This window comes from Planococcus halotolerans, assembly GCF_003289955.1.
Lineage (GTDB): Bacteria > Bacillota > Bacilli > Bacillales_A > Planococcaceae > Planococcus > Planococcus halotolerans.
The window spans coordinates 314562-340013 of sequence record NZ_QLZR01000002.1 but is presented as its reverse complement, the minus strand read 5'-3'; the positions used below and the strand labels follow the sequence as shown (position 1 = coordinate 340013).

The 25452-nt window shown below is 44.9% G+C and carries 27 protein-coding genes; all 27 read left to right on the top strand.

Annotated features, from left to right (window positions below; all coding sequences use genetic code 11):
* Positions 1 to 7: 7 nt before the first annotated feature.
* The 27 genes from ftsY (at position 8) to dxr (ending at position 25411) form a co-directional block, all read left to right on the top strand.
* Entirely contained in the window at positions 8 to 1024 is a 1017-nt protein-coding gene (gene ftsY, locus DP120_RS06360) for a signal recognition particle-docking protein FtsY (protein WP_112222818.1), read from the top strand.
* Positions 1025 to 1091: 67 nt separating this feature from the next.
* Complete coding sequence (locus DP120_RS06355) at positions 1092 to 1415, top strand: putative DNA-binding protein (protein WP_112223260.1); 324 nt, start codon at positions 1092 to 1094, stop codon at positions 1413 to 1415.
* A gap of 12 nt (positions 1416 to 1427) precedes the next feature.
* Positions 1428 to 2786, top strand: a complete 1359-nt coding sequence (gene ffh, locus DP120_RS06350; protein WP_112222817.1) for a signal recognition particle protein — start codon at positions 1428 to 1430, stop codon at positions 2784 to 2786.
* A 93-nt stretch (positions 2787 to 2879) separates the two neighbouring features.
* Positions 2880 to 3152 carry a 30S ribosomal protein S16 gene (rpsP, locus tag DP120_RS06345; RefSeq protein ID WP_033543714.1) on the top strand — a complete coding sequence of 91 codons (273 nt, stop codon included), beginning with the start codon at positions 2880 to 2882 and terminating at the stop codon, positions 3150 to 3152.
* 13 nt (positions 3153 to 3165) lie between these two features.
* On the top strand, positions 3166 to 3399 hold the full coding sequence (locus DP120_RS06340) for a KH domain-containing protein (protein ID WP_112222816.1): 234 nt from the start codon (positions 3166 to 3168) through the stop codon (positions 3397 to 3399).
* A 542-nt stretch (positions 3400 to 3941) separates the two neighbouring features.
* Entirely contained in the window at positions 3942 to 4460 is a 519-nt protein-coding gene (gene rimM, locus DP120_RS06335; RefSeq protein WP_112222815.1) for a ribosome maturation factor RimM, read from the top strand.
* Positions 4457 to 5182, top strand: coding sequence for a tRNA (guanosine(37)-N1)-methyltransferase TrmD (trmD, locus tag DP120_RS06330; RefSeq protein WP_112222814.1), 726 nt, complete (start codon positions 4457 to 4459; stop codon positions 5180 to 5182). The genes rimM and trmD overlap by 4 nt, the downstream gene beginning before the upstream one ends.
* Positions 5183 to 5317: 135 nt before the next feature.
* On the top strand, positions 5318 to 5662 hold the full coding sequence (gene rplS / locus DP120_RS06325) for a 50S ribosomal protein L19 (protein ID WP_112222813.1): 345 nt from the start codon (positions 5318 to 5320) through the stop codon (positions 5660 to 5662).
* A 100-nt stretch (positions 5663 to 5762) separates the two neighbouring features.
* Complete coding sequence (gene lepB / locus DP120_RS06320) at positions 5763 to 6320, top strand: signal peptidase I (RefSeq protein WP_112222812.1); 558 nt, start codon at positions 5763 to 5765, stop codon at positions 6318 to 6320.
* 11 nt (positions 6321 to 6331) lie between these two features.
* Complete coding sequence (gene ylqF / locus DP120_RS06315; RefSeq protein ID WP_112222811.1) at positions 6332 to 7201, top strand: ribosome biogenesis GTPase YlqF; 870 nt, start codon at positions 6332 to 6334, stop codon at positions 7199 to 7201.
* A gap of 96 nt (positions 7202 to 7297) precedes the next feature.
* Positions 7298 to 8080: a ribonuclease HII gene (locus tag DP120_RS06310; RefSeq protein WP_112222810.1), complete on the top strand. Its 783-nt coding sequence runs from the start codon at positions 7298 to 7300 to the stop codon at positions 8078 to 8080.
* A gap of 130 nt (positions 8081 to 8210) precedes the next feature.
* A complete protein-coding gene (sucC, locus tag DP120_RS06305) occupies positions 8211 to 9371 on the top strand; it encodes an ADP-forming succinate--CoA ligase subunit beta (protein WP_112222809.1) in 1161 nt (386 codons plus the stop codon).
* A gap of 18 nt (positions 9372 to 9389) precedes the next feature.
* Positions 9390 to 10292, top strand: a complete 903-nt coding sequence (gene sucD / locus DP120_RS06300; RefSeq protein WP_112222808.1) for a succinate--CoA ligase subunit alpha — start codon at positions 9390 to 9392, stop codon at positions 10290 to 10292.
* A gap of 161 nt (positions 10293 to 10453) precedes the next feature.
* Positions 10454 to 11359: a DNA-processing protein DprA gene (gene dprA / locus DP120_RS06295; RefSeq protein ID WP_112222807.1), complete on the top strand. Its 906-nt coding sequence runs from the start codon at positions 10454 to 10456 to the stop codon at positions 11357 to 11359.
* Between the two features lie 102 nt (positions 11360 to 11461).
* Positions 11462 to 13531 carry a type I DNA topoisomerase gene (gene topA, locus DP120_RS06290; protein ID WP_112222806.1) on the top strand — a complete coding sequence of 690 codons (2070 nt, stop codon included), beginning with the start codon at positions 11462 to 11464 and terminating at the stop codon, positions 13529 to 13531.
* 18 nt (positions 13532 to 13549) lie between these two features.
* Positions 13550 to 14860 (top strand): FADH(2)-oxidizing methylenetetrahydrofolate--tRNA-(uracil(54)-C(5))-methyltransferase TrmFO, encoded by a 1311-nt coding sequence (gene trmFO / locus DP120_RS06285; protein WP_101802835.1) that lies wholly within the window; start codon positions 13550 to 13552, stop codon positions 14858 to 14860.
* Between the two features lie 109 nt (positions 14861 to 14969).
* On the top strand, positions 14970 to 15863 hold the full coding sequence (gene xerC / locus DP120_RS06280) for a tyrosine recombinase XerC (protein WP_112223259.1): 894 nt from the start codon (positions 14970 to 14972) through the stop codon (positions 15861 to 15863).
* A gap of 14 nt (positions 15864 to 15877) precedes the next feature.
* Positions 15878 to 16426, top strand: coding sequence for an ATP-dependent protease subunit HslV (hslV, locus tag DP120_RS06275; protein ID WP_112222805.1), 549 nt, complete (start codon positions 15878 to 15880; stop codon positions 16424 to 16426).
* A complete protein-coding gene (gene hslU, locus DP120_RS06270) occupies positions 16423 to 17820 on the top strand; it encodes an HslU--HslV peptidase ATPase subunit (protein ID WP_112222804.1) in 1398 nt (465 codons plus the stop codon). The genes hslV and hslU overlap by 4 nt, the downstream gene beginning before the upstream one ends.
* A gap of 84 nt (positions 17821 to 17904) precedes the next feature.
* Complete coding sequence (gene codY / locus DP120_RS06265) at positions 17905 to 18684, top strand: GTP-sensing pleiotropic transcriptional regulator CodY (RefSeq protein ID WP_112222803.1); 780 nt, start codon at positions 17905 to 17907, stop codon at positions 18682 to 18684.
* A gap of 783 nt (positions 18685 to 19467) precedes the next feature.
* On the top strand, positions 19468 to 20184 hold the full coding sequence (rpsB, locus tag DP120_RS06260) for a 30S ribosomal protein S2 (RefSeq protein ID WP_112222802.1): 717 nt from the start codon (positions 19468 to 19470) through the stop codon (positions 20182 to 20184).
* An 89-nt stretch (positions 20185 to 20273) separates the two neighbouring features.
* On the top strand, positions 20274 to 21158 hold the full coding sequence (gene tsf, locus DP120_RS06255) for a translation elongation factor Ts (protein ID WP_112222801.1): 885 nt from the start codon (positions 20274 to 20276) through the stop codon (positions 21156 to 21158).
* A 79-nt stretch (positions 21159 to 21237) separates the two neighbouring features.
* Positions 21238 to 21963 carry a UMP kinase gene (pyrH, locus tag DP120_RS06250; RefSeq protein ID WP_112222800.1) on the top strand — a complete coding sequence of 242 codons (726 nt, stop codon included), beginning with the start codon at positions 21238 to 21240 and terminating at the stop codon, positions 21961 to 21963.
* Entirely contained in the window at positions 21963 to 22520 is a 558-nt protein-coding gene (gene frr, locus DP120_RS06245) for a ribosome recycling factor (RefSeq protein WP_112222799.1), read from the top strand. The genes pyrH and frr overlap by 1 nt, the downstream gene beginning before the upstream one ends.
* Before the next feature lie 151 nt (positions 22521 to 22671).
* Positions 22672 to 23463, top strand: a complete 792-nt coding sequence (locus DP120_RS06240; RefSeq protein WP_112222798.1) for an isoprenyl transferase — start codon at positions 22672 to 22674, stop codon at positions 23461 to 23463.
* The gene (locus DP120_RS06235) at positions 23460 to 24251 is read left to right on the top strand and encodes a phosphatidate cytidylyltransferase (protein ID WP_112222797.1); all 792 of its coding nucleotides are present in this window, start codon (positions 23460 to 23462) and stop codon (positions 24249 to 24251) included. The genes DP120_RS06240 and DP120_RS06235 overlap by 4 nt, the downstream gene beginning before the upstream one ends.
* 14 nt (positions 24252 to 24265) lie before the next feature.
* Positions 24266 to 25411: a 1-deoxy-D-xylulose-5-phosphate reductoisomerase gene (dxr, locus tag DP120_RS06230; RefSeq protein ID WP_112222796.1), complete on the top strand. Its 1146-nt coding sequence runs from the start codon at positions 24266 to 24268 to the stop codon at positions 25409 to 25411.
* Positions 25412 to 25452: the final 41 nt, after the last annotated feature.

The window sequence follows — 25452 nt, the reverse complement described above, 5'->3', positions numbered from 1 at the left end:
TGATCAGGTGAGTTTCTTCAAAAAGCTGAAAGATAAATTTGCTGGCAATACCGAACAGGAAGAATCGACAGAAAAATATAAAGAGGGTTTGGAGAAAACCCGTACAGGATTCACGTCAAAAATCAACGATTTAGTAGCTAAATATCGCAAAGTGGATGAGGATTTCTTCGAAGAGCTTGAAGAAGTCCTGTTGCAGGCGGATGTTGGTTTTGAAACGGTTCTCGAATTGATGGATGAATTGCGTTACGAAGTCCAGCGCAAAAACGTGCGGGACACTTCGAACGTACAATCCGTCATCTCTGAAAAGTTGGTTGAAATATACCAGGCAGGGGAACCTGAACTGAATGAAATCAATTTTGTCGATGGCTTGACCGTCATTTTGATGGTGGGGGTAAACGGCGTCGGCAAGACGACGACGATCGGTAAATTAGCTCATCGCCTGAAAAATGAAGGCAAAACCGTCATGCTTGCTGCCGGTGACACATTCCGTGCCGGAGCAATCGAACAACTGGATGTCTGGGGACAGCGTGTCGGTGTGGATGTCGTGAAGCAAGCCGCCGGTTCCGATCCGGCAGCGGTCATGTATGACGCAGTGCGTTCGGCGAAATCACGCGGTGTGGATGTTTTAATCTGCGATACTGCGGGACGTCTCCAAAACAAAGTCAATTTGATGAATGAATTGGAAAAAGTCCACCGCGTGTTAGGGCGTGAAATTCCGGGAGCTCCGCATGAAGTGCTGTTGGCACTTGATGCTACAACCGGTCAGAATGCGATGATCCAGGCACAGACTTTTAAAGAAGTAACGGAAGTTACTGGTATCGTACTGACTAAACTGGACGGCACCGCAAAAGGCGGTATCGTACTGGCAATCCGCAATAAATTGAAAATCCCCGTCAAATTTGTCGGCCTCGGTGAAAAAATGGATGATTTACAGCCATTCGATCCACAGAAATATGTATATGGCTTGTTTGCTGAAGGTTTGGATAAGGAAGAAGAATTGGAAGAGGATTCATCAGACAAGTAAAATTACTTGACGGTTGATTTCATTTTCAGTAATGTTGTGTGTAGTATGAACGGGGTGAGCAGAAATGATGGGTTTGGAAAAAACGACACGGATGAATTATCTATTCGATTTCTATCAGGAATTGCTGACGCCAAAACAGCGCAGTTATATGATGCTGTATTATTTGGATGACCATTCTTTAGGTGAAATAGCTGAAGAATACAATATTACGCGCCAGGCGGTTTACGATAACATACGCCGCACGGAAGCGATGCTTGAGGAATACGAAGCAAAGCTCCAGCTGTTCGATAAATTTCAACGTCGGCAGGAACTGGTTTCTTCATTTGAAAAAAACCCATTCACTGATGAAAATATCCATAAATTTCTCAGTGAACTGAAAGAATGGGATTAGGAGGCGGAACGAATGGCATTTGAAGGTTTATCCGAACGCCTGCAAGGCACCATGACAAAGATCAAGGGCAAAGGTAAAGTGTCTGAAGCAGACGTTAAGGAAATGATGCGTGAAGTCCGTTTCGCTTTAATCGAAGCGGATGTTAACTTAAAAGTCGTTAAGGAATTTGTTAAAAAAGTAAGCGAACGTGCTGCCGGTTCGGATGTCATGGACAGCTTGACACCTGGCCAGCAGGTCGTGAAAATCGTCAAGGACGAATTGACGGAATTGATGGGCGGCGAACAAAGTAAAATCGAATTTTCGACCAAGCAGCCAACTGTCATCATGATGGTCGGCCTGCAAGGTGCCGGTAAAACGACCACCACAGGAAAACTGGCGGGTTTACTGCGCAAAAAGCATAACCGTAAACCCCTTTTGGTAGCGGCTGACGTTTATCGTCCGGCAGCGGTCCAGCAGCTGGAAACAATCGGCAAGCAGCTGACGATTCCGGTATTTTCGAAAGGCACAGATATATCTCCTGTCGAAATTGCACGCCAGGCGATCGAACATGCGAAAGCGGAGCATCTCGATACGGTGATTATTGATACCGCCGGCCGTTTGCATGTGGATGAAGCGTTGATGCAGGAATTGAAAGATATTCGTGCATTGAAAGAACCGGACGAAATCTTCCTCGTGGTCGATGCGATGACGGGGCAGGATGCTGTCAATGTTGCACAAAGCTTTGATGAAGCAATCGGCATTTCCGGCGTTGTTCTGACGAAACTTGATGGCGACACACGAGGCGGTGCCGCACTTTCAATCCGTACTGTTACCCAAAAACCGATTAAATTCGTCGGTATGGGGGAAAAAATGGATGCACTCGATGTATTCCATCCAGAACGTATGGCGTCGCGGATTCTCGGAATGGGCGATATGCTGTCCCTGATTGAAAAAGCGCAGACCAATGTCGATGAAGAAAAAGCGAAACAGCTGGAAGAGAAATTCCGTACGTCTTCATTTACGTTCGATGATTTCCTGGAACAGCTGGATCAGGTGAAACAGATGGGGCCATTGGATGAAATCCTGAAAATGCTGCCCGGCGCCAATAAAATCAAAGGGCTGGAAAATGCAAAAGTGGATGAAAGCCAAATGGGCCGTGTCGAGGCCATTATCTATTCAATGACGACACAGGAGAAAACAACGCCTGAAATCATCAATGCGAACCGGAAAAAACGAATTGCCCGTGGATCTGGAACGTCTATTCAGGATGTCAATCGCCTGTTGAAACAATTTGAAGATATGAAGAAAATGATGAAACAAATGTCCGGCATGAACTCGAAAAAAGGCAAGAAGAAGATGTCAATGCCAGGCCTGGACTCGCTTTTCAAATAATTTTTTAAGGTGTTAAGAAAAAATACTTTACAAACTATTTAAAGCTTGCTAATATAATATCTTGTGTGAAACTATTCGGAGGTGCTTTAAGAAATGGCAGTAAAAATTAGATTAAAACGTATGGGAGCAAAAAAATCTCCTTTCTATCGTATTGTAGTAGCTGACTCACGTGCTCCACGTGACGGCCGTCAAATCCAGACAGTAGGTACTTACAACCCGCTGACAGTTCCAGCTGAAGTTAAAATCGACGAAGAATTGGCGTTGAAATGGCTTCATGATGGTGCTAAACCATCTGATACTGTTCGTAACTTGTTTTCTCAAAACGGCATTATGGAGAAATTCCATAACGACAAATTAAACAAGTAAGGGAGATTTTCTTATGAAGCAGCTGATTGAAACCATTGTGAAACCGCTGGTTGATCATCCGGAAGAAGTTCGTATTGAAATTGACGAAAATAATAGCCGTATTGTCTATAAGCTTTCCGTGCATCAAAAAGATACAGGGAAAGTGATCGGTAAGCAAGGTCGTGTGGCGAAAGCCATCCGTGCCATCGTGTATTCAGCAGCAGGCAATCATCATAAGAAAAAAACTTACCTCGATATTGTGGATTGAGTAAAAGGAAGGAGCCCCGGTTCCTTCCTTTTTTCTTGGAATAGCTGATATTAAATTTAGATAAGTGATATTCCGCAAAACAGCTTCGCTTTCCAGCGGGCTCCCGCCCAATCCTCCTCGTCCGCTGCGCTCCCTGCGGTGTATCGGTCGTGTCGCTAAGCCGCAGGAGTCTTCGTTGTTTTGCTCCATATCTAAGAAATCCTTCTCGTGCTGAAGTGGTTTTCAGAAACGAACTCGGACCATCATCCGAGTGGGTGCTCAACGCTACGCTGAGACTGTAGGAGTCATTGGTGCTTCACTTCAACTCTAGAAGTGGACCTTAGCAAAGGCGCGACTCCGGACTGGCCGGAGCAATAAGACGAGTGCTCTTCTCGGCTTATTGCGGGAGGCAAGGTTCGCCATACGGAGGTGGCTTAACCTTTGCGACGAGCAGTGCGCAGGAGCATAATCTTTGCACTGTCCATAGCGCCAAAGCGGTTATTTTATTCTATTACTGATATATTTTTTATAGAAGAAACCCGAAAACGAAAGGATGTTTGCGTGTGGAATGGTTTAATGTTGGGAAAATCGTGAATACTCACGGGATCCGTGGAGAAGTCCGAGTTTTATCCCGTACCGATTTTCCGGAGGAACGTTTTGCAGTAGGAACGAAACTTGGCCTTTTTAAAAAAGATGCCAAAAAGCCGATTATGGTCCAAGTAGCCAGCCATCGGCAGCACAAAAATTTTGAATTGCTGACATTCGAAGGCTATCCGAATATCAATATGGTGGAAGAGTTCAAGGATTCGTATCTGCGGATTGCTGAACATGACCTGACGGAATTGGAAGAAGGGGCATTCTACCATCACGAAATTCTGGGTTGCACAGTCTTCACCGAAGAAGGCCGTGAGCTGGGCAAAATCACGGAAATTCTTGAGACCGGAGCAAACGATGTGTGGGAAGTTACGCCTGCTGCCGGCAAGAAGCATTATATACCTTATATCGAAGATGTCGTAAAGGACATTGATGTGGAAGAGAAAAAAGTGACGATTGAAGTTATGGAAGGTTTGTTGAACGAATGAAGATAAATGTTCTTTCATTATTCCCGCCGATGTTCGAAGGTGTGTTCAATCAGTCGATGATGAAGAAAGCCCAGGAAAAAGGAGCAGTCTCATTTGCTGTTTCAGATTTCCGGGATTATGCCGACAATAAACGCCAGGTGGACGATTATCCGTTTGGCGGCGGGGCTGGTATGGTATTGAAGCCGGAACCGGTATTCAACGCCGTAGAAGCGCTCTCCGGCGAAGGAAAGCCACGCGTCATTCTGATGTGCCCGCAAGGTGAGCGCTTTACGCAGAAAAAAGCGGAAGAGCTCGCAAAAGAAGATGAACTGATTTTTATCTGTGGCCATTACGAAGGATACGACGAGCGGATCCGGGAGCATCTGGTGACTGATGAGATTTCGATCGGCGATTTCGTTTTAACAGGTGGAGAGCTTGCGGCGATGACGGTCATAGACAGTGTCGTCCGTCTGCTTCCAGGTGTTCTTGGCAATGCCGATTCACCGGTTAAGGATTCCTTCTCGACCGGCTTCCTCGAACATCCGCAATATACAAGGCCGGCTGACTACAGAGGATGGAAAGTGCCGGACGTTCTGACATCAGGCAATCATGGCAAAGTCGATAAATGGCGCGAAGAGCAGACCTTGAAAAGAACGCTCGAACGGCGTCCCGATCTGCTCGAAAAAATCGAGCTGACGGATGCCCAGAAGAAGATTTTGGACGACTTGAAGAATAGAAAATAATCGAAGATTAACTCTTGCATCTGAAGGCGCACAGTGATAACATGGAGTCTGTACTTTTATGTGAAGTACAGGATCACGGTGTTCCGCTGCGGCGACAGATTGACTGCAAGAGCATCTGTAGAAGGAGAGAAAACCATGCAAAACATTATTACAGATATCACAAAAGAACAGCTTCGTACGGATCATCCAGATTTCCGTCCTGGCGATACTGTCCGCGTCCACGTTAAAGTTGTCGAGGGTACACGCGAACGTATTCAGGTATACGAAGGAGTTGTCATTGGCCGTCGTGGAGGCGGGATCAGTGAATCATTCACTGTCCGCAAAATCTCTTACGGTGTTGGTGTTGAACGTACATTCCCTGTACACACACCAAAAATTGCTCAACTTGAAGTTACCCGTCGCGGTAAAGTTCGTCGTGCGAAACTGTACTACTTGCGTAACCTTCGCGGTAAAGCAGCTCGCATCAAAGAAATCAGATAAGATTGCAATGCAGAAAGAGGGCGTCCGCGCCCTCTTTCTTTTTTGCTTAAATGCACATATCCTTGTACAATTAAAGCACAAAGCTTAGGGAGGAACGCGCATGGAATCAGAAGCGAAAAAGAAAAACGAAGTGTGGGAATGGTCTAAGGCTTTATTGATCGCATTTGGTTTAGCGGCAATTATCCGGGTTTTCCTGTTTACGCCGATCGTGGTCGATGGGGAATCGATGATGCCGACGCTGGAACACGGCGACCGAATGATTGTCAATAAGATTGGCTATAACATTGGAGAACCTGACCGGTTCGACATCATCGTTTTTCATGCGCCTGAAGAAAAAGATTATATCAAGCGGATCATCGGCTTGCCGGGTGATCACATCGCTTATGAAAATGACCAATTATATATTAACGGCGAGCCGGTGGCTGAGCCGTATCTTGATGATTACAAAAAAGATGTCAGTGGTACATTGACAGAAGACTTTACATTGGAAGAAAAAATAAATTCCAGCACAGTACCGGAAGGAACGGTATTTGTAATGGGCGATAATCGACGGGCGAGCAAGGACAGCCGGATTATCGGGGTAGTTCCGATGGAAGAAGTGGTCGGCAATACGAGTTTTGTATTTTGGCCTTTTGAAGAAGCGGGACTTGTCAATTAAGGAGAGGTTTTATGACGATACAATGGTTCCCGGGTCACATGGCGAAAGCCCGGAGAGAAGTAACTGAAAAACTGAAATTAGTCGATATCATATTTGAATTGGTTGATGCGCGGCTTCCGCTATCCTCCCGTAATCCAATGATCGATCAGGTGATACAACAAAAACCGAGATTAATCATTCTGAATAAGATGGATATGGCAGATGATACAGAAACGAAAAAATGGATCCGCTATTTTGAAGAGCAGGGGACACGCGCAGTGGCCATCAATTCACTGGAAGGCAAGGGACTGCAAGCCGTCACGAAAGCTTCCAAAGAGATTTTGGCTGAAAAATGGGATCGCATGATTGCCAAAGGGATTAAACCGAGAGCAATCCGTGCTATGATTGTGGGCATTCCAAACGTCGGAAAGTCGACGCTGATCAACCGGCTTTCCAAGAAAAGCCTGGCGAAAACAGGCAACATGCCTGGCGTCACAAAAGCCCAGCAATGGATTAAAGTCGGCAAAGAAATAGAATTGCTCGATACACCGGGAATTCTATGGCCAAAGTTTGAAGATCCGGAAACCGGATTCAAATTGGCAGTAACCGGAGCCATCAAAGATTCGGTCATCCAAATGCAGGAATTGGCCATCTATGCCCTTAAATTTTTGGAGCAGCGATATCCGGAACGTTTGAAAGAACGATATGGTATCGATCATGTAGACGAAGAAATTGTCCATACCTTTGACCACATTGCGAAGAAACGCCGTTTTGTTGCACACGACGGTGAAGTGGATTATGAAATGACGGCCGAAGCGATTATCCGTGATATCCGCAATCAATATCTTGGAAGAGTCACATTTGATTATAAAGATGAAATGATTGTCGAAGAAGAGGAATAATATCGCTGCAGGCAAATGAAGGAGGCTGATCCGATTCCGGGACGGCCTCTTTTATTTTTACTCGAATGAAAATCGATAAACGGGGAGGGCAAAATGATGGAGAAAATTAAAGAAATACGCGAGAAACTTGGCAACACGGAAAAATGGGAGCCGTGGATGGATGAATTGGAGTCGGATGGCAGGAAGGCTGTGAAAAAATTATTGGTTTCATGGAAACGCAAACAGGCGCTTCAGGAAAAGTTGATCGAGAATCACGACTTCAAGCAGCAATTTGATAATTCGTTCAAAGAAAATCCGGAATGGACAGTCGCCGGCATTGATGAAGCAGGCAGAGGTCCGCTTGCCGGGCCAGTCGTGACGGCCGCCGTCGTTCTTCCAGCCCATTGTCCCACGCTCCTTGGGCTTGACGATTCAAAGAAGATACCCAAAGCAAAACGGGAATACTTTGCCGATGAGATTAAAAAAATAGCTGTCAGCTATTCTGTACATATCCAGCCGCCGGAAGAAATTGACCGTTTGAATATTTACCAGGCTACAAAACAATCAATGGCTGAAGCGGCGATGTCGCTTGACTCTTCGCCGTCGATTATTCTCGCCGACGCTATGCAGCTCGACATTGGCATTCCGTGCGTTTCCATCATCAAAGGGGATGCGAAAAGCCTGGCGATTGCAGCCGCTTCCATCTTGGCCAAGACGGGCCGGGATGCAATCATGGAGGCGTACGCCGCAGAATATCCCGAATATGGTTTCGCCCAGCACGCGGGCTACGGGACGAAAGCACATGTGGAAGCAATACAGCAGCATGGTCCAACGCCGATTCACCGCCGTACTTTTGAACCGGTAAAAGGAATTTTAGAACAAGCCCAAAAGTTGAAGTGAATTGGTGAAGAGATTGAATATTTCAAGTATTCATGAGCTTGGCTGTCTACTGTGGACATTTTGTGGCAACTTTAATACAATGGTAAAGGCAATAAAATTAAGAGACAGATGTTTGATTGGAGGATGACAGATGAATATCCATGAATATCAGGGAAAACAGGTCCTGAAACAATATGGCGTATCAGTTCCAGAAGGCCATGTTGCTTTTTCACCTGAAGAAGCAGTCAAAGCAGCGAAAGAACTTGGTTCGGATGTTGTCGTTGTAAAAGCTCAAATCCACGCAGGTGGACGAGGCAAAGCAGGCGGCGTCAAGCTGGCTAAAAACTTGGATGAAGTGCGCGAGTACGCCAAAGAACTTCTTGGTAAAGTACTGGTGACTCATCAAACAGGTCCCGAAGGCAAAGAAGTTAAACGCCTTTACATCGAAGCGGGAAGCAACATCGAGAAAGAGTACTATCTTGGATTGGTTCTTGACCGTGAAACATCCCTAGTCAACTTGATGGGATCAGAAGAAGGCGGCGTAGACATCGAAGAAGTGGCTGCTAACACACCGGAGCGTATCTTCTATGAAGCAATCGATCCAGTTGTTGGCTTGACTGGTTTCCAGGCTCGCCGTTTGGCATTCAACATGAACATCCCGGCTAAGCTTGTAAACAAAGCAGCCAAATTGATGCTTGGGCTTTACCAGGCTTACATTGAAAAAGACGCAGCAATCGTCGAAATCAACCCGTTGGTTGTGACTGGAGACGGACAAGTAGTTGCTTTGGATGCGAAGTTCAACTTCGATGCCAATGCACTAGCTCGTCACCCGGACATTATGGAAATGCGTGATTACGATGAAGAAGATGCCAAAGAAATTGAAGCTTCCAAGTATGACTTGAGCTATATTTCATTGGACGGAAACATCGGCTGTATGGTTAACGGTGCCGGCCTTGCTATGGCAACAATGGATACGATCAACTATTACGGCGGCTCACCCGCTAACTTCCTTGACGTTGGGGGCGGTGCCACTGCTGAGAAAGTAACTGAAGCATTCAAGATCATTCTTTCTGACAAGAATGTAAAAGGGATCTTCGTTAACATTTTCGGCGGTATCATGAAGTGTGACATCATTGCGGAAGGCGTAATCCAAGCTGCTAAAGAAGTAGATTTGGAAGTGCCGTTAGTTGTCCGTCTTGAAGGAACAAACGTGGAAATTGGTAAAAAACTGCTGAACGAATCAGGTCTGAACATCGTAGCTGCCGGCACTATGGCGGATGGCGCGAAACAGATCGTAGAACTTGTAGGCTAAAGAAGGGCAGGGACAAAAATGAGTGTATACATTAATAAAGACACGAAAGTGCTTGTACAGGGAATTACAGGGTCAACTGCCCTTTTCCATACAAAGCAAATGCTTGAATACGGAACGAAAATCGTTGCGGGTGTAACACCAGGCAAAGGCGGTACTGAAGTTGAAGGCGTACCTGTTTTCAACACGGTTGAAGATGCCGTAAAAGCTACAGGTGCTAATGTATCTGTAATTTATGTACCGGCTCCTTTTGCTGCTGATGCAATTCTTGAAGCAGTGGAAGCTGAATTGGACATGGCTATCTGCATCACTGAGCACATTCCTGTATTGGATATGGTAAAAGTGAAGCGTTATATGGAAGGCAAGAAAACACGTCTTGTCGGACCTAACTGCCCGGGTGTCATCACTCCGGACGAATGTAAGATCGGCATCATGCCTGGCTACATTCACAAAAAAGGACACGTTGGTGTTGTATCACGCTCTGGTACGTTGACGTACGAAGCGACTCACCAATTGTCTGAAGAAGGAATCGGCCAATCGACTGCTGTCGGTATCGGCGGAGACCCAGTAAACGGCACAAACTTTATCGATGTATTGAAAGAATTCAATGAAGATGAAGATACTTATGCTGTTGTAATGATCGGTGAAATCGGTGGTACTGCTGAAGAAGAAGCTGCGGAATGGGTTAAAGCGAACATGACTAAACCTGTTGTCGGCTTTATCGGCGGACAAACTGCTCCAGAAGGAAAACGCATGGGCCACGCTGGTGCGATCATTTCCGGAGGTAAAGGTACTGCTGCAGACAAGATCAAAGCAATGAACGAAGCTGGAATCGAAGTTGCGGACACTCCATCAGTTATCGGTGAAACTTTGATCAAAGTGATCAAAGAAAAAGGTCTTTACGACGCTTGTAAAACACATTAATAAGTTGGAACGCGGAACCGTAACTGGTTCCGCGTTTTTAATTTTAATTTTTCAAAAAACATTTACTTAAACACCTGTTTACATGTTCTGCCAGTCAGGCTACTATTAAACTTAAGTTGAACTTCATCTTTGTCAGTCATCCAAAAGAATGGAGGAACTTTATGGATTCATTGTTTGAACAAAGACTGATGGCATTGCATTACGTATACCCTCAACCACTCAACCGCATCAAACGGCTGATGATTGACGATCCGAGTCTTGAATATCTGGAAAGCAGGCCAGCCTGGGAAATCAGCCAATTGCTCGGCATAAAGCCGGAAGCGGCGATATCACTGAAGGATGCTTATAGAAAATCACTGAACAACCCCTATTCTGAAACTTATGAAAAACATAAGATACTCCCCATATCTTATAACCATCCCAATTATCCACAAAGTCTATTCCATCTGATCGACCCACCTGTAATTCTTTACGCCAAAGGAAAAATAGAGTACTTGCTGAATGAAGACAGGATAGCTGTGATAGGTGCCCGCATGGCTTCTGTATATTCGCAGAAAGCGATGGACCTTATACTTCCTGACCTTGTTGCAGCAGGCTTTATCGTAGTAAGCGGCTTGGCAAAAGGAGCAGATGCAATGGCTCACCGGACAGCAATCGATTGCGGCGGAAAAACGATTGCTGTTACCGGCAGCGGCTTTTTGCATCCGTATCCGAAAGAGAATGATGAATTGAATATTATAATAGAAGAAACTCAACTCGCACTTACAGAATATCCGCCATATATGCAGCCGAAACGCTGGAATTTCCCTATGCGGAACCGCATTATCAGCGGGTTGGCAAAAGGGGTCCTGGTGACGGAGGCGGAAGTGAAAAGCGGCACGCTCAGCACGATTGAACATGCCCTGGAACACGGCAAGGATATTTTTGCGGTGCCAGGAAGTATCAGTTCGCCTCTGTCAGCCGGGCCGCATAAATTGATTTATGAAGGCGCAAAACCGGTCTGGAACGGGCTTCATGTGCTGGAGGAATACCGGGAAATTAGGGCTTTAAATAAGTCGATAAAATGAAATGCCTTGCATTAAGGCAAAAACTGTTATACATTTTGCACAGGTATTTCTTATTTATACAAATTGTAAAAGTTTAAGAAACCTCTATGAGGAGGAGTTTTTATGTCGGATTTTTTAGTGATTGTGGAATCGCCAGCAAAGGCGAAAACAATCGAGCGTTATCTGGGAAAGAAGTATAAAGTCCGCGCGTCACTAGGACATTTACGTGATTTGCCCCGCAGCCAGATGGCTGTGGACGTTGAAAATAATTTTGAACCCCGTTATATTACTATTCGGGGAAAAGGCCCTATTCTGCAGGACTTGAAAAAAGAAGCGAAAAAAGCGAAGAAAGTCTTTCTCGCGGCTGACCCCGACAGAGAAGGGGAAGCAATTGCATGGCATTTAGCTAATGCACTTGGTGTTGATCTCGACTCGGATTGCCGGGTTGTCTTCAATGAAATTACAAAAGATGCTATAAAAGAATCTTTTAAACAACCGCGCAAAATCGATATGGATCTTGTCGATGCACAACAGGCAAGACGTGTTCTTGACCGTCTAGTGGGTTACAGCATCAGCCCTTTATTGTGGAAAAAAGTGAAAAAAGGATTATCAGCCGGCCGTGTGCAATCAGTGGCTCTTCGTCTGGTCATCGACCGCGAAAACGAAATAAAAGAATTCGAACCGGAAGAATACTGGTCCATTACCGGTGAATTCGAAAAAGCGAAAAAGAAATTCGAAGCCCAGTTTTACGGGAATGCAAATGAAAAAATGAAATTGGAAAACGAAGATGATGTCAAAGCGGTAATGGCGACTATGAAAGGCAAGAACTTCAACGTCAACCGTGTCGTAAAAAAAGAGAGAAAGAGAAATCCATCCCCTTCTTTTACAACATCCTCTCTGCAACAAGAAGCAGCAAGAAAGTTAAACTTCCGTGCCAAAAAGACTATGATGCTGGCACAGCAGCTGTATGAAGGTATTGCTGTCGGCAAAGAAGGGATTACGGGTTTGATTACGTATATGCGTACCGATTCCACCCGGATTTCCGATACGGCCAAGCAGGATACTGTCAGATTCATCGAAGAAAAGTACGGTTCGGATTATGTGACGAAAACAGCTGCAGCAAAGCAATCCTCTAAATCCCAGGATGCGCACGAAGCTGTTCGCCCCACAAGTGTCATGCGGACCCCTGAATCTTTGAAAAGCATTTTATCCCGTGATTTATACCGTCTTTACAAGCTGATCTGGGATCGCTTTGTAGCAAGCCAGATGAGCCCAGCTGTACTGGATACCGTTATGGCGGAACTGCAGAACGGCGAAGCGGTGTTCCGCGCTAACGGTTCGCAGGTGAAATTCCCTGGATTCATGAAAGTTTATGTGGAAGGCACAGACGATAAAACAGACGACAAAGACAATATCCTGCCTGAAATGGAAGAAGGAGATAAAGTCAAAGCCGTCGCCATTGAACCAAAACAGCATTTCACACAGCCGCCTCCACGATTTACGGAAGCGCGTCTCGTTAGAACGCTTGAAGAATTGGGAATAGGCCGTCCTTCAACTTATGCTCCGACACTGGATACCATTCAAAAACGGGGATACGTAACATTGGATGCAAAACGTTTTATCCCGACTGAGCTTGGAGAAATCGTCCACAGCCTGGTGTTGGAGTTCTTCCCGGATATCCTGAATATCGAATTCACGGCCAAAATGGAACACGATCTTGACAGTGTTGAAGATGGAGACGTCGAATGGAAGAGCATCATAGCCGAGTTTTTCAAAGACTTCGAAAAAGATATTGAAGTAGCTGAAAATGAAATGGAGAAAGTCCAGATCAAAGATGAACCAGCTGGTGAAGATTGCGAACATTGCGGTTCACCGATGGTCTTTAAGCTGGGCCGTTACGGCAAATTCATGGCCTGCAGCAATTTCCCTGAATGCCGCAATACGAAGGCGATTGTTAAACATACGGGAGTAACTTGCCCGACATGTAAACAAGGCGAGATTGTCGAACGCAAGAGCAAGAAAAAACGCATCTTTTACGGCTGCGAGCGTTATCCTGAATGTGAATTTGTATCATGGGATAAACCGATTGAGCGGCCGTGCCCGAAATGCAGCAGCCTTCTTGTAGAAAAGAAAGTGAAAAAAGGCGTACAAATCAATTGTGTAAATTGTGATTATCAGGAAGAAGTACAATAATTAATAGAGGTGTTCAAAATGACAAAAACCATCAATGTAATCGGAGCAGGACTCGCTGGCAGTGAAGCTGCATGGCAAATCGCCAAACGGGGAGTCAATGTCCGTTTATATGAAATGCGGCCGGTCAAACAAACTCCAGCCCACCATACAGACAAATTCGCTGAACTGGTTTGCAGTAATTCATTGCGCGCAAACTCCCTGACCAATGCAGTCGGCGTAATAAAAGAAGAAATGCGGATGATGGATTCAGTCATCATCGAATCAGCCGACAAGGCTTCCGTGCCAGCTGGCGGAGCACTCGCGGTGGACCGCCATGAATTTGCCGGAGCTGTAACGGATAAAGTCCGCAACCACCCGCTGGTTGAAGTGATCAATGAAGAAGTGACGGAAATTCCGGAAGGCATCACAATCATCGCGACCGGCCCTCTGACATCACCGGCACTTGCTGAAAAGATCCGTAAATTGACTGGGGAAGATTATCTTTATTTCTATGATGCTGCAGCACCGATTGTTGAAAAAGACAGCATCGACATGGATAAGGTATATTTGAAATCGCGCTATGATAAAGGCGAAGCTGCTTACCTTAACTGTCCGATGACTGAAGAGGAATTCAAACGATTCCATACAGCTTTGGTCGAAGCGGAAGTCGTGCCTTTAAAAGAATTTGAAAAAGAGATTTATTTTGAAGGCTGTATGCCGGTTGAAGTTATGGCTGCCAGAGGCGAAAAAACATTGACGTTCGGTCCGATGAAACCGGTCGGTCTTGAAAATCCGAAAACCGGCGAGCGTCCGTATGCAGTCGTCCAGCTTCGCCAGGATGACGCAGCAGGCACACTTTATAATATTGTCGGATTCCAGACACACTTGAAATGGGGACCTCAAAAAGAAGTTTTGAAACTCATTCCGGGATTGGAAAACGTTGAAATTGTCCGTTACGGGGTTATGCACCGCAACACGTTCATCAACTCTCCGCGCGTATTGAAACCGACTTACCAATTGAAAGCCAACCCGAACATCTTCTTTGCCGGCCAGATGACTGGTGTTGAAGGTTATGTAGAATCAGCGGGCAGCGGCTTATTGGCAGGCGTCAATGCAGCAAAACTGGCACTTGGCGAGGAGTTGGTCATTTTCCCTGCTGATACAGCACTAGGAAGCATGGCGCGTTATATCACGGAAGCGGACGGCGAAAACTTCCAGCCGATGAACATCAACTTCGGTTTGTTCCCGGACCTTGGTGAACGCATCCGTTCGAAACAGGAACGTGCAGAAAAACATGCAAACCGTGCGCTTGAATCAATTCGAAATTATATGAATACAGTAACTGTTTAATTGATAAAGGCCTCTAAATTTTGATATAATTTAGAGGCTTTTTATTATTGTGCCGATTGGTCGGAAAATTGGTGCGGCATTCTTTGATTTGGAAAGGGCGGACAATGATATGGACAAGAAAGAAATGGTCCGGTCTTTTATAAGTTATATTCAATTGGAAAAAAATTATTCCGAACACACCGTCCATCATTATGAATACGATTTGGCCGGTTTTTTTCTGTTTTTGGAAAGTGAGGGTGTTGAGGATCTGACACAGGTCGAGTATCTCCATGCCCGAAATTACGTGACAAAATTATACGAAGAAAAACTGTCGAGGCCGACCGTATCCCGTAAAATTTCCGCAATCCGGTCATTTTTCAAATACGGCAACCGCGAATTCGGCCTGAGTGAAGAGGCATTCCGTTCACTCTATCATCCGAAAAAAGAAGAACGGCTTCCTCAATTTTTCTATGAAGAAGAACTGGCGGCGCTATTTGAATCTGTAAAAGGCGATGATAAGCTTTCTATCCGGAACACTGCTCTATTGGAACTCCTTTATGCAACTGGTATGCGCGTCAGCGAATGCGTCTCCATTCGAATAAAGGATCTTGACCGCAATATGCAGATTGTAAAGGTGATGGGAAAGGGTCGCAAAGAGCGTTACATACCCTACGGCCAATTTGCGCATGATGCGCTGGAACATTATATTGACGAAGTTCGTCCTAAACTTATGAAAAACACAGAACATGAGGGCCTATTTGTAAATAACCGTGGAGAACTTCTGACAGACCGGGGGATTCGGCATATTCTGACAGAGTGCATGAAAAAGGCTTCAGCCAACTCCAATATTTATCCGCATATGATCCGCCACAGCTTTGCCACCCATCTTTTGAATAATGGAGCAGATCTTCGGACCGTGCAGGAGTTGCTGGGCCATTCCCATCTGTCTTCAACACAGGTTTATACGCATGTAACAAAAGAGCATTTGAGAAAAACTTATTTAAATTCACATCCACGAGCATAGAGAGGGGAATAATGATGGAACAATTTCATGCCACCACGATATTCGCAGTGCGCCATAACGGCGAGTGTGCAATGTCAGGTGATGGACAAGTGACATTCGGCAATGCTGTTGTCATGAAACATACAGCAAGAAAAGTACGCACTTTATACAATGGCCAGGTATTGACGGGCTTTGCAGGATCAGTAGCTGACGCTTTTACTCTTTTTGAAATGTTCGAAGGAAAACTTACCGAATATAACGGAAATCTGCAGCGGGCTGCAGTGGAACTCGCGAAGCAATGGCGGGGAGACAAAATGCTGCGCCAGCTGGAAGCGATGCTGATTGTCATGAATAAAGAGGAATTGCTGCTTGTTTCCGGAACAGGTGAAGTGATTGAACCTGATGACGGGATATTGGCTATCGGTTCTGGCGGCAATTATGCTTTGGCAGCAGGACGGGCTTTGAAAAAATATGCCGGTGACAATATGACTGCTAAAGAAATTGCGCAATCAGCACTCGAAACCGCAGCGGATATTTGTGTCTATACAAATCATCAAATCGTAGTGGAGGAGCTGTCAAAATGAAAACGCAAACGGATCTAACACCAAGACAAATTACAGAACATCTTGACCGCTATATTGTTGGGCAGAAAGATGCCAAGCGTTCCATAGCGATTGCCCTGCGCAACCGCTACAGAAGAAGCCGCCTGGATGAAGAACTGCGGGACGAAGTAATACCTAAAAACATCCTGATGATCGGTCCTACCGGTGTCGGCAAGACAGAAATTGCAAGACGCATCGCTAAACTGACGGGCGCACCGTTCATTAAAGTGGAAGCGACGAAATTCACGGAAGTTGGATACGTAGGACGCGACGTGGAATCAATGGTCCGTGATTTGGTTGAGGCTGCAGTAAGAATCGTGAAGGAAGAAAAATTTGAAGCAGTCAAAGGCAAGGCTGAAGCTGCCGCCAACGAACGGATCGTCAAATTGCTTGTTCCTTCGATGAAGAAAAAGCAGACAAGCCAAAATCCGCTGGAGATGATGTTCGGGCAAAAATTCGACCAGGATGAAGAAGAGCCGACCGCAGAAGTGGAAGTCCGTGTGAAAAGACGGGAAATCGCTGCAGATTTGAAAGCGGGGAAATTGGAGGACGAATGGCTGAATGTCGAGGTGCTGGAAAACACGCCATCAATGTTCGATGCTCTTCAAGGTTCCGGAATGGAGCAGATGGGTGCGAATATGCAGGATGCCTTGTCTTCATTGATGCCGAAGAAAAAGAAAAAACGCCGGCTGCAAGTGAAAGAGGCAAGACGCATTTTAGCTGCAGAAGAAGCTGCGAAACTGGTTGACGATGAAGAAGTGGCAAGTGAAGCGATCGACCGGGCGGAGCAGCACGGCATCATTTTCATCGATGAGATGGATAAGATCGCCAGCAAAAACAATTCATCTTCAGCGGATGTATCACGCGAAGGTGTGCAGCGGGATATTTTGCCGATTGTTGAAGGCTCGACCGTTTCAACGAAGTACGGAGCTGTGAAAACAGATTACATGCTGTTTGTTGCAGCAGGGGCTTTCCACATGTCGAAACCCTCTGATCTGATTCCGGAACTGCAGGGCCGTTTCCCGATCCGCGTAGAACTTCAGAAGCTGGAAGTTGGCGATTTCGTCAAAATATTGACAGAACCGAAACATTCTTTGCTGAATCAGTATAAAGCGCTTCTCGAAACAGAGGGAGTTGTGGTAAACTTCAATGATGCCTCAATCGTCAGACTAGCGGAAATTGCGTATGAAGTGAATCAGGATACCGATAATATCGGAGCCCGCCGATTGCATACCATTTTAGAGCGGCTGCTCGAAGATCTGTCCTTTGAAGCTTCTGAAATAAGCCCTGCGCAAATAGACATAACACCTCAATATGTGAACGATAAACTTGAGAATGTGGCAAAAAACAAAGATTTGTCACAATTTATTCTATAAATAAGTCAAATCAGTTCCCTTAAAGAGTAAAAAGCTTTAGAATATTGAATAAATACGGTACGAATTATGTAGGAGGTTCATTAAATGAATTTATTAGGAAAAACAAGACGCATTAACTCTATGCTGCAAGCAGCAGCCGGCAAGCCGGTAAACTTTAAGGACATGGCGGAAACTTTGAGCGAAGTTATCGAATGCAACGCTTTCGTTGTCAGCCGTAAAGGTAAAGTACTTGGCTATGCCATCAACCAACAGATTGAAAACGAACGGATGAAAGGCATGCTAGAAGAACGCCAATTCCCGATCGAATACACGCAAAACCTCTCAAACATCAACGAAACATCAGCTAACCTGGATGTTAACAGCGAACACACAATCTTCCCTGTGGAAGAACGTGAATTGTTCAAAAACGGCTTGACTACAATCGTGCCAATCATCGGCGGCGGCGAACGCCTTGGCACATTGTTGCTTGGACGCGTTAAGTCTGAATTCCAGGATGATGATTTGATTCTTGGTGAATACGGTGCAACAGTTGTCGGGATGGAAATCCTTCGTGAAAAAGGCGACCGCATCGAAGAAGAAGCACGCAGCAAAGCTGTTGTTCAAATGGCGATCTCTTCACTTTCATACAGTGAGCTTGAAGCAATTGAACACATTTTTGAAGAGCTTGACGGCAACGAAGGTTTGCTTGTCGCTTCAAAAATTGCTGACCGTGTAGGAATCACTCGTTCAGTAATCGTCAACGCACTTCGCAAACTTGAAAGTGCCGGCGTTATCGAATCACGTTCACTAGGGATGAAAGGAACTTACATCAAAGTTCTTAACACGAAATTCCTTGCTGAGCTTGAGCAATTGAAAATGAACTAAGTAAGAGCACGAACGAGACACCGGGTATTTATATCCGGTGTCTTTTTTCTTTTGCTTATTCAATACTCTACAACAAACGATATTGCACAAAACAGCTTTGCTTTCCAAAAACCGTGCTCCTGCATCGCTGCGCTAGCTTCGTCGCAAAGCGCAGGTCGAAGAAGATTCGACCGCGCTTGGCTCGCGCTGAGCTAACTCGGACTCGTTCCACTTCGCTCGATTGGATCTCAGCACTTCGCTTACTCACCTGAGAGTCTGCGCTGTTTTGCTTCATATCTCATTTCACTTTCAATACATGGATATCTATTTAATGGCTATCAATGAGAAAGACAAGATTTTATTTTTACACAAATTTAAATGAAGTGGCAGGGGGTGAAGTGTAAAGATGTCCTCCTTCATCACTCCGCTGCTTCGTTGCAAAGACTTGGCCTCGCCAGCGTCGGCTAATGTCTTCAGAGCTGTTTTGCTTGATATCTATAGAGAGCTATCTAGCGAAGGCGCGCCTATGGACTGAGCGGAGCAATAAGACGAGTGTTCTTCTCGGCTTATTGCGGGAGCTTTGTCCTAAGCACCGAAGCGGTATGTAAAGTGGATTGTTTCTAGACTTTCTTAATTTTTATTTCTAAGAGATTCCTGTTGCGGAATGGAACAGTCCCGTGGTATAATTTCAAATGGTGTTAAATACACACGCATTCGGATTTGTTCCGCTGGTGCCCTTACTGGGTAACGGTTCAAAGAAGAAGAATGCGGAGGGAAAAAATAACCTATCAGGAGGAAACACACATGTCAGTAATTTCTATGAAACAATTGCTTGAAGCTGGTGTACACTTTGGCCACCAGACTCGCCGTTGGAACCCGAAAATGAAAAAATATATTTTCGTTGAGCGTAACGGTATCTACATCATCGACCTTCAAAAAACAGTCCGCAAATTGGAAGAGGCTTACAGCTTCATGAAACAAGTGGGCGAAGAAGGCGGCAAGGTACTTTTCGTTGGTACGAAAAAACAAGCTCAGGACGCGATCAAAGAAGAAGCAGAACGTTCTGGCAACTACTACATCAACCAGCGTTGGTTGGGTGGAACACTTACTAACTTCGGTACAATCCAAAAACGTGTGAACCGTATGAAACAAATCGAGCGCATGTCTGAAGATGGAACTTTCGATGTTCTACCGAAAAAAGAAGTTGTTCAATTGAATAAAGAACACGATCGTCTTGTTAAATTCCTTGGCGGTATCCGTGATATGAACGGTCTTCCGGACGTAATGTTCGTAGTTGATCCGCGCAAAGAACGCATCGCAGTAGCAGAAGCTATGAAATTGAACATTCCGATCGTTGGTATCGTTGATACTAACTGTGATCCAGATGAAATCGATTATGTAATTCCTGCAAACGATGATGCTATCCGCGCAGTAAAACTTTTGACTGGTAAAATGGCTGATGCTTTGCTAGAGTCTAAACCAGAAGAAGAAGAAGAAACTCCAGCAGAAGCTGCAGAGTAATTCACGATGAAGTACAGGTGATAAGCGGCCACAAACCCTCTTATCACCTTTTTTTGAGAAAACGTATATCCTTAAGGAGGAATTTAATCATGGCAGTTACAGCTCAAATGGTAAAAGAATTGCGTGAAAAAACTGGTGCAGGTATGATGGACTGCAAAAAAGCATTAGTTGAAACAAACGGTGACATGGAAGCGGCATTGGATTTCCTGCGTGAAAAAGGCCTTTCAAGCGCTTCTAAAAAAGCGGACCGCATTGCTGCTGAAGGTATTACTTCAATCATGGTTGAAGGAAACGAAGCAGTTATCTATGAAGTTAACGCTGAAACTGATTTTGTTGCTAAAAACGAAGGTTTCCAAACGCTTGTTAAAGAGTTGGGCGAACACCTATTGGCTACAAAGCCTGCTACAATCGAAGAAGCAACTTCATCTACAATGTCTAACGGTTTGACAGTAGCGGACCACATTTCAAATGCAATTGCGAAGATCGGTGAAAAAATCACTTTGCGCCGCTTTGAAATCCGCACTAAAACTGATGCTGACGCTTTCGGTCCTTACCTTCACATGGGTGGCCGCATTTCAGTATTAGTATTGCTTGAAAACACAACTGATTCAGATGCAGCACGCGACATCGCAATGCACATCGCAGCTTTGAACCCTCAATATGTATCACGTGACGAAGTTTCTGCTGAAGAAGTAGAAAAAGAGCGTAAAGTATTGACTGAACAAGCTTTGAATGAAGGCAAGCCTGAAAAAATCGTTGAAAAAATGGTTGAAGGCCGTCTTGGCAAATATTTCGAAGACGTTTGCTTGCTTGACCAGGCTTTCGTTAAGAACTCAGATCAAAAAGTTCGTGATTTCGTAGCTTCAACTGGCGGCAGTGTAAAAGAATTCATCCGCTACGAAGTTGGAGAAGGAATCGAAAAACGCGAAGACAACTTTGCTGATGAAGTAATGAGCCAAGTCAACAAAAAATAAATCATTTTCATAGCACTACCTTGGGGAACACTGAAAGGTGTTCCCTATTTTTCAATAATTAGTTAAATGGAGGGTACCGATGAGTGTTCAGCAGTATAAACGCATTGTATTAAAACTTAGTGGAGAAGCGATGGCAGGTGGACAAGGTTTCGGGTTATCCCCTGAAATCATTAAATCTGTAGCTGCTCAAGTAAAAGACGTCGTTGAACTTGGCGTCGAAGTTGCTGTAGTTGTAGGAGGAGGCAATATCTGGAGAGGGAAGGTCGGCTCTGAAATGGGCATGGACCGCGCGACTGCCGATTATATGGGAATGCTCGCAACAGTCATGAATTCATTGGCTTTGCAGGATTCGCTCGAAAAGCAGGACGTTGAAACGCGTGTACTTTCTTCTATTGAAATGCGTCAGGTCGCTGAGCCTTATATTCGCAGACGGGCAATCCGCCATCTTGAGAAGAAACGGGTTGTAATATTCGCAGCAGGAACAGGCAATCCTTATTTTTCTACTGATACGACCGCGGCACTTCGAGCTGCTGAAATTGAGGCGGATGTAATCCTGATGGCGAAAAACAATGTGGATGGTGTTTATTCGGCCGATCCGAAAACTGATGCAACAGCTGTTAAATATGAAGAGTTGTCATACTTGGAAGTTATTCAACAAGGCCTGCAAGTTATGGATTCTACTGCTTCCACACTTTGTATGGACAATGATATCCCACTCGTAGTATTCTCAATTATGGAAAATGGTAATATAAAACGAGCTGTTCAAGGTGAAAAAATCGGAACAGTTGTGAGGAGAGAGATATAATGCCGAAATCTGTGATGAATGAAACCAAAGAAAAAATGACGAATACCATCCAGGCTTATTCCCGCGAACTTTCTTCTATCCGCGCTGGACGTGCAACCCCGTCTATCCTGGATAGAGTGACAGTCGATTATTACGGAGCACCAACGCCAATCAACCAGGTAGCTGGTGTATCGGTTCCGGAAGCTCGCATGATTATGATCCAGCCATACGATAAGTCTGTTCTGGGTGATATCGAAAAAGCGATTCTTAAATCTGATATTGGCTTGAATCCTTCGAATGATGGTTCGGTTATTCGACTTGCTGTACCTGCTCTGACTGAAGAGCGCCGTAAAGAGCTCGTTAAAGACGTGAAAAAAGAAGCGGAAGTTGCTAAAGTCAATATCCGTAATATCCGCCGTGATGCAAATGATGATTTTAAAAAGCTGCAGAAGAAAAGCGAAATCACTGAAGATGATTTGCGCAGCTATTCCGATGACGTCCAGAAATTGACTGATACGAATATTGCGAAAATCGATGAAATGGCTAAAGATAAAGAAAAAGAGATTATGGAAGTATAAATTCGAACTTCATAAGCTTTTACGCGTCCTGTATAGCAGGGCGCTTTTTCATGCCAAAAAAAACGTCATCGAGAAAGATAGGGCACGATAGCGTTTTTTTTGATATGATAAGCAATAGACATGCCGATTTGTAATAGGTGGAGGATTAATTATGATAAATAAATTATTAAAACGAAATACGGAAACCGTGATCGGCGATATGGAACGCCTATCGCTGGTCCGTGATGGGATAATCCCTTCACATATAGCCATAATAATGGATGGCAATGGCCGCTGGGCGAAGAAACGTTCACTTCCGCGTGTAGCAGGACATCACGAGGGAATGAAAACTGTGCGGAAAATAACCCGTTTGGCTAATGTTCTTGGCGTTGACGTATTGACTTTATATGCATTTTCCACTGAAAATTGGAAACGGCCGAAAATGGAAGTGGATTTCCTGATGAGGCTTCCCGAAGAATTTTTGTCTACCTTCCTTCCGGAACTGGTAGCTGAAAACGTTAAGGTGGAAATGATGGGAGATCATACGAATCTTCCTGCACATACATTAAAAGCGATATCAAAAGCGAAAGAGGCAACAAAGGACAATACAGGATTGATCCTGAATTTTGCCATGAACTATGGCAGCCGTTCAGAAATTGTTGATTCCGTAAAAGAGCTTGCTGCACAAGTAGCAGCCGGAACATTGAATCCGGAAGATATAACAGAAGATCATATCAGCTCAGGCCTGATGACCAAATCATTGCCGGAACCGGATTTACTGATACGGACCAGCGGAGAAGTACGCTTGAGCAACTTTATGCTTTGGCAACTGGCCTATACCGAATTTTGGTTCACTGATACATTGTGGCCGGATTTCAACGAAGATTCTCTTATTGAGGCGGTTGAAAATTACCAAAAAAGAAATCGCCGCTTTGGAGGATTGAAAGGGGAAGAAGCACAGTGAAACAGCGTCTAATAACCGGAGTAATCGCTTTTGCATTATTCATACCATTTGTAATTTATGGCGGTACTCCATTTACTATTCTAGTGTTGATCTTGGGAACTATTGGTTTCCAGGAATTATTGAAGATGAAAGGCCGCACACTTTGGAGTGTTCCCGGCCTTATTTCCCTTTTGGCGTTATATGCTTTTATGATGCCGGGTGACTGGACACTCCAGGTTTCTGGGTGGACCGGATATACAAAAGTGGAATTCGCTTTTATCGCGGTCATTTTACTGCTAATACATACTGTAATCGTTAAAAACAGCTTTACTTTCGATGATGCGGCCTTTGCGATCCTTGGCACTCTATACGTAGGGATGGGATTCCTCTATCTTATCGAAACTCGCGAAGCGAGCCTTGCTTATCTAATATATGCATTATTGGTCGTCTGGTTCACTGATTCCGGTGCTTATTTTACAGGCAGGAAATTTGGTAAACGCAAGTTATGGCCCGAAATTTCACCCAATAAAACCATTGAAGGCTTTGTAGGGGGCATTATTTATGCAATCGTCGCTGCATTGGTTTTCAATTATTTTGTCGATTTAAATCATCCTATTTACATTATCATCCTTGTGACAATCGTCGCATCGGTTTTCGGGCAGATGGGCGATCTGGTTGAGTCTGCTTTAAAACGGCATTTCAACGTTAAAGATTCAGGAAAAGTTCTGCCTGGGCATGGCGGTATTCTAGACCGCTTTGACAGCATTCTTTTCGTCATGCCATTGCTGCATTTTTTACATTTCATCTGAGGGGGACATCCTGAATGGTTAAAAAGATTATATTACTTGGAGCGACCGGTTCGATCGGCGTTCAGACAACAGATATTATCCGTGAGCATCCTGAAGAGTTTAAGCTGGTTGGATTTTCAGCCGGCCGCAATATGGAATTGGCGAAGAAATTCATCAAGGAATTCCATCCCGAAATCGTCTGTGTTCAAAATGAGCAAGATGCAAATGTGTTCCGCGGAGAATTTCCGCGTACAGCTTTTGTGTCGGGAAGTGCCGGTTTAATCGAGACCGCGGTTTATGAAGCTGATGTGCTCGTCAATGCCGTCATTGGTAGTGTGGGGCTGGAACCCACGCTTGAAGCGATTAAATTGGGGCGCACAATTGCTATTGCCAATAAAGAGACGCTTGTTACGGCCGGCCACCTGGTGATGGAAAGTACCAAGCGATACGGTGCGGCTATTCTTCCCGTTGACAGTGAACATTCCGCTTTATTCCAGTCATTGAATGGCGAAAAAATCGAACAGGCGACAAAATTGATTCTTACTGCATCCGGCGGCAGCTTCAGGGATTCCACACGGGATCAACTTAAGAATGTCACGGTCAAAGAAGCGCTCAACCACCCAAACTGGTCGATGGGTGCGAAAATCACCATTGATTCGGCAACCATGGTAAACAAAGGGCTCGAAGTTATCGAAGCGAATGTCCTGTTTAATTTTGATTACGATGACATCGAAGTGCTTCTGCACAGGGAAAGCATCATCCACTCGATGGTTGAATTCCGTGATACCAGTGTGATGGCGCAATTGGGAACACCGGATATGCGGGTTCCCATCCAATATGCTTTGACTTATCCTGAACGTTTGGAGCGGCCGAATGCCAAGCGCCTGAATTTGGCCGAAATTGGCAAACTGCATTTCCAGGAGATGGATTATGAACGGTTCCATGCATTGCAGTTGGCATTCGATGCCGGACGTACTGGCGGAACGATGACTACTGTCCTGAATGCAGCCAATGAACAGGCTGTGGCAATGTTCTTAAATGAAGAAATTAAATTTTTGCAGATTGAAGAAATGATTGAACGTGCAATGTATGCACATAATCCGATTCCGTCACCGGATCTGGAAACGATTTTGCATGTCGATTCTGAAACAAGAAAAACAGTCCAAAACATGCTAAAATAACGAAAGATTAAAACCGAAAAGGTTTATAAGGATGGGTTCAA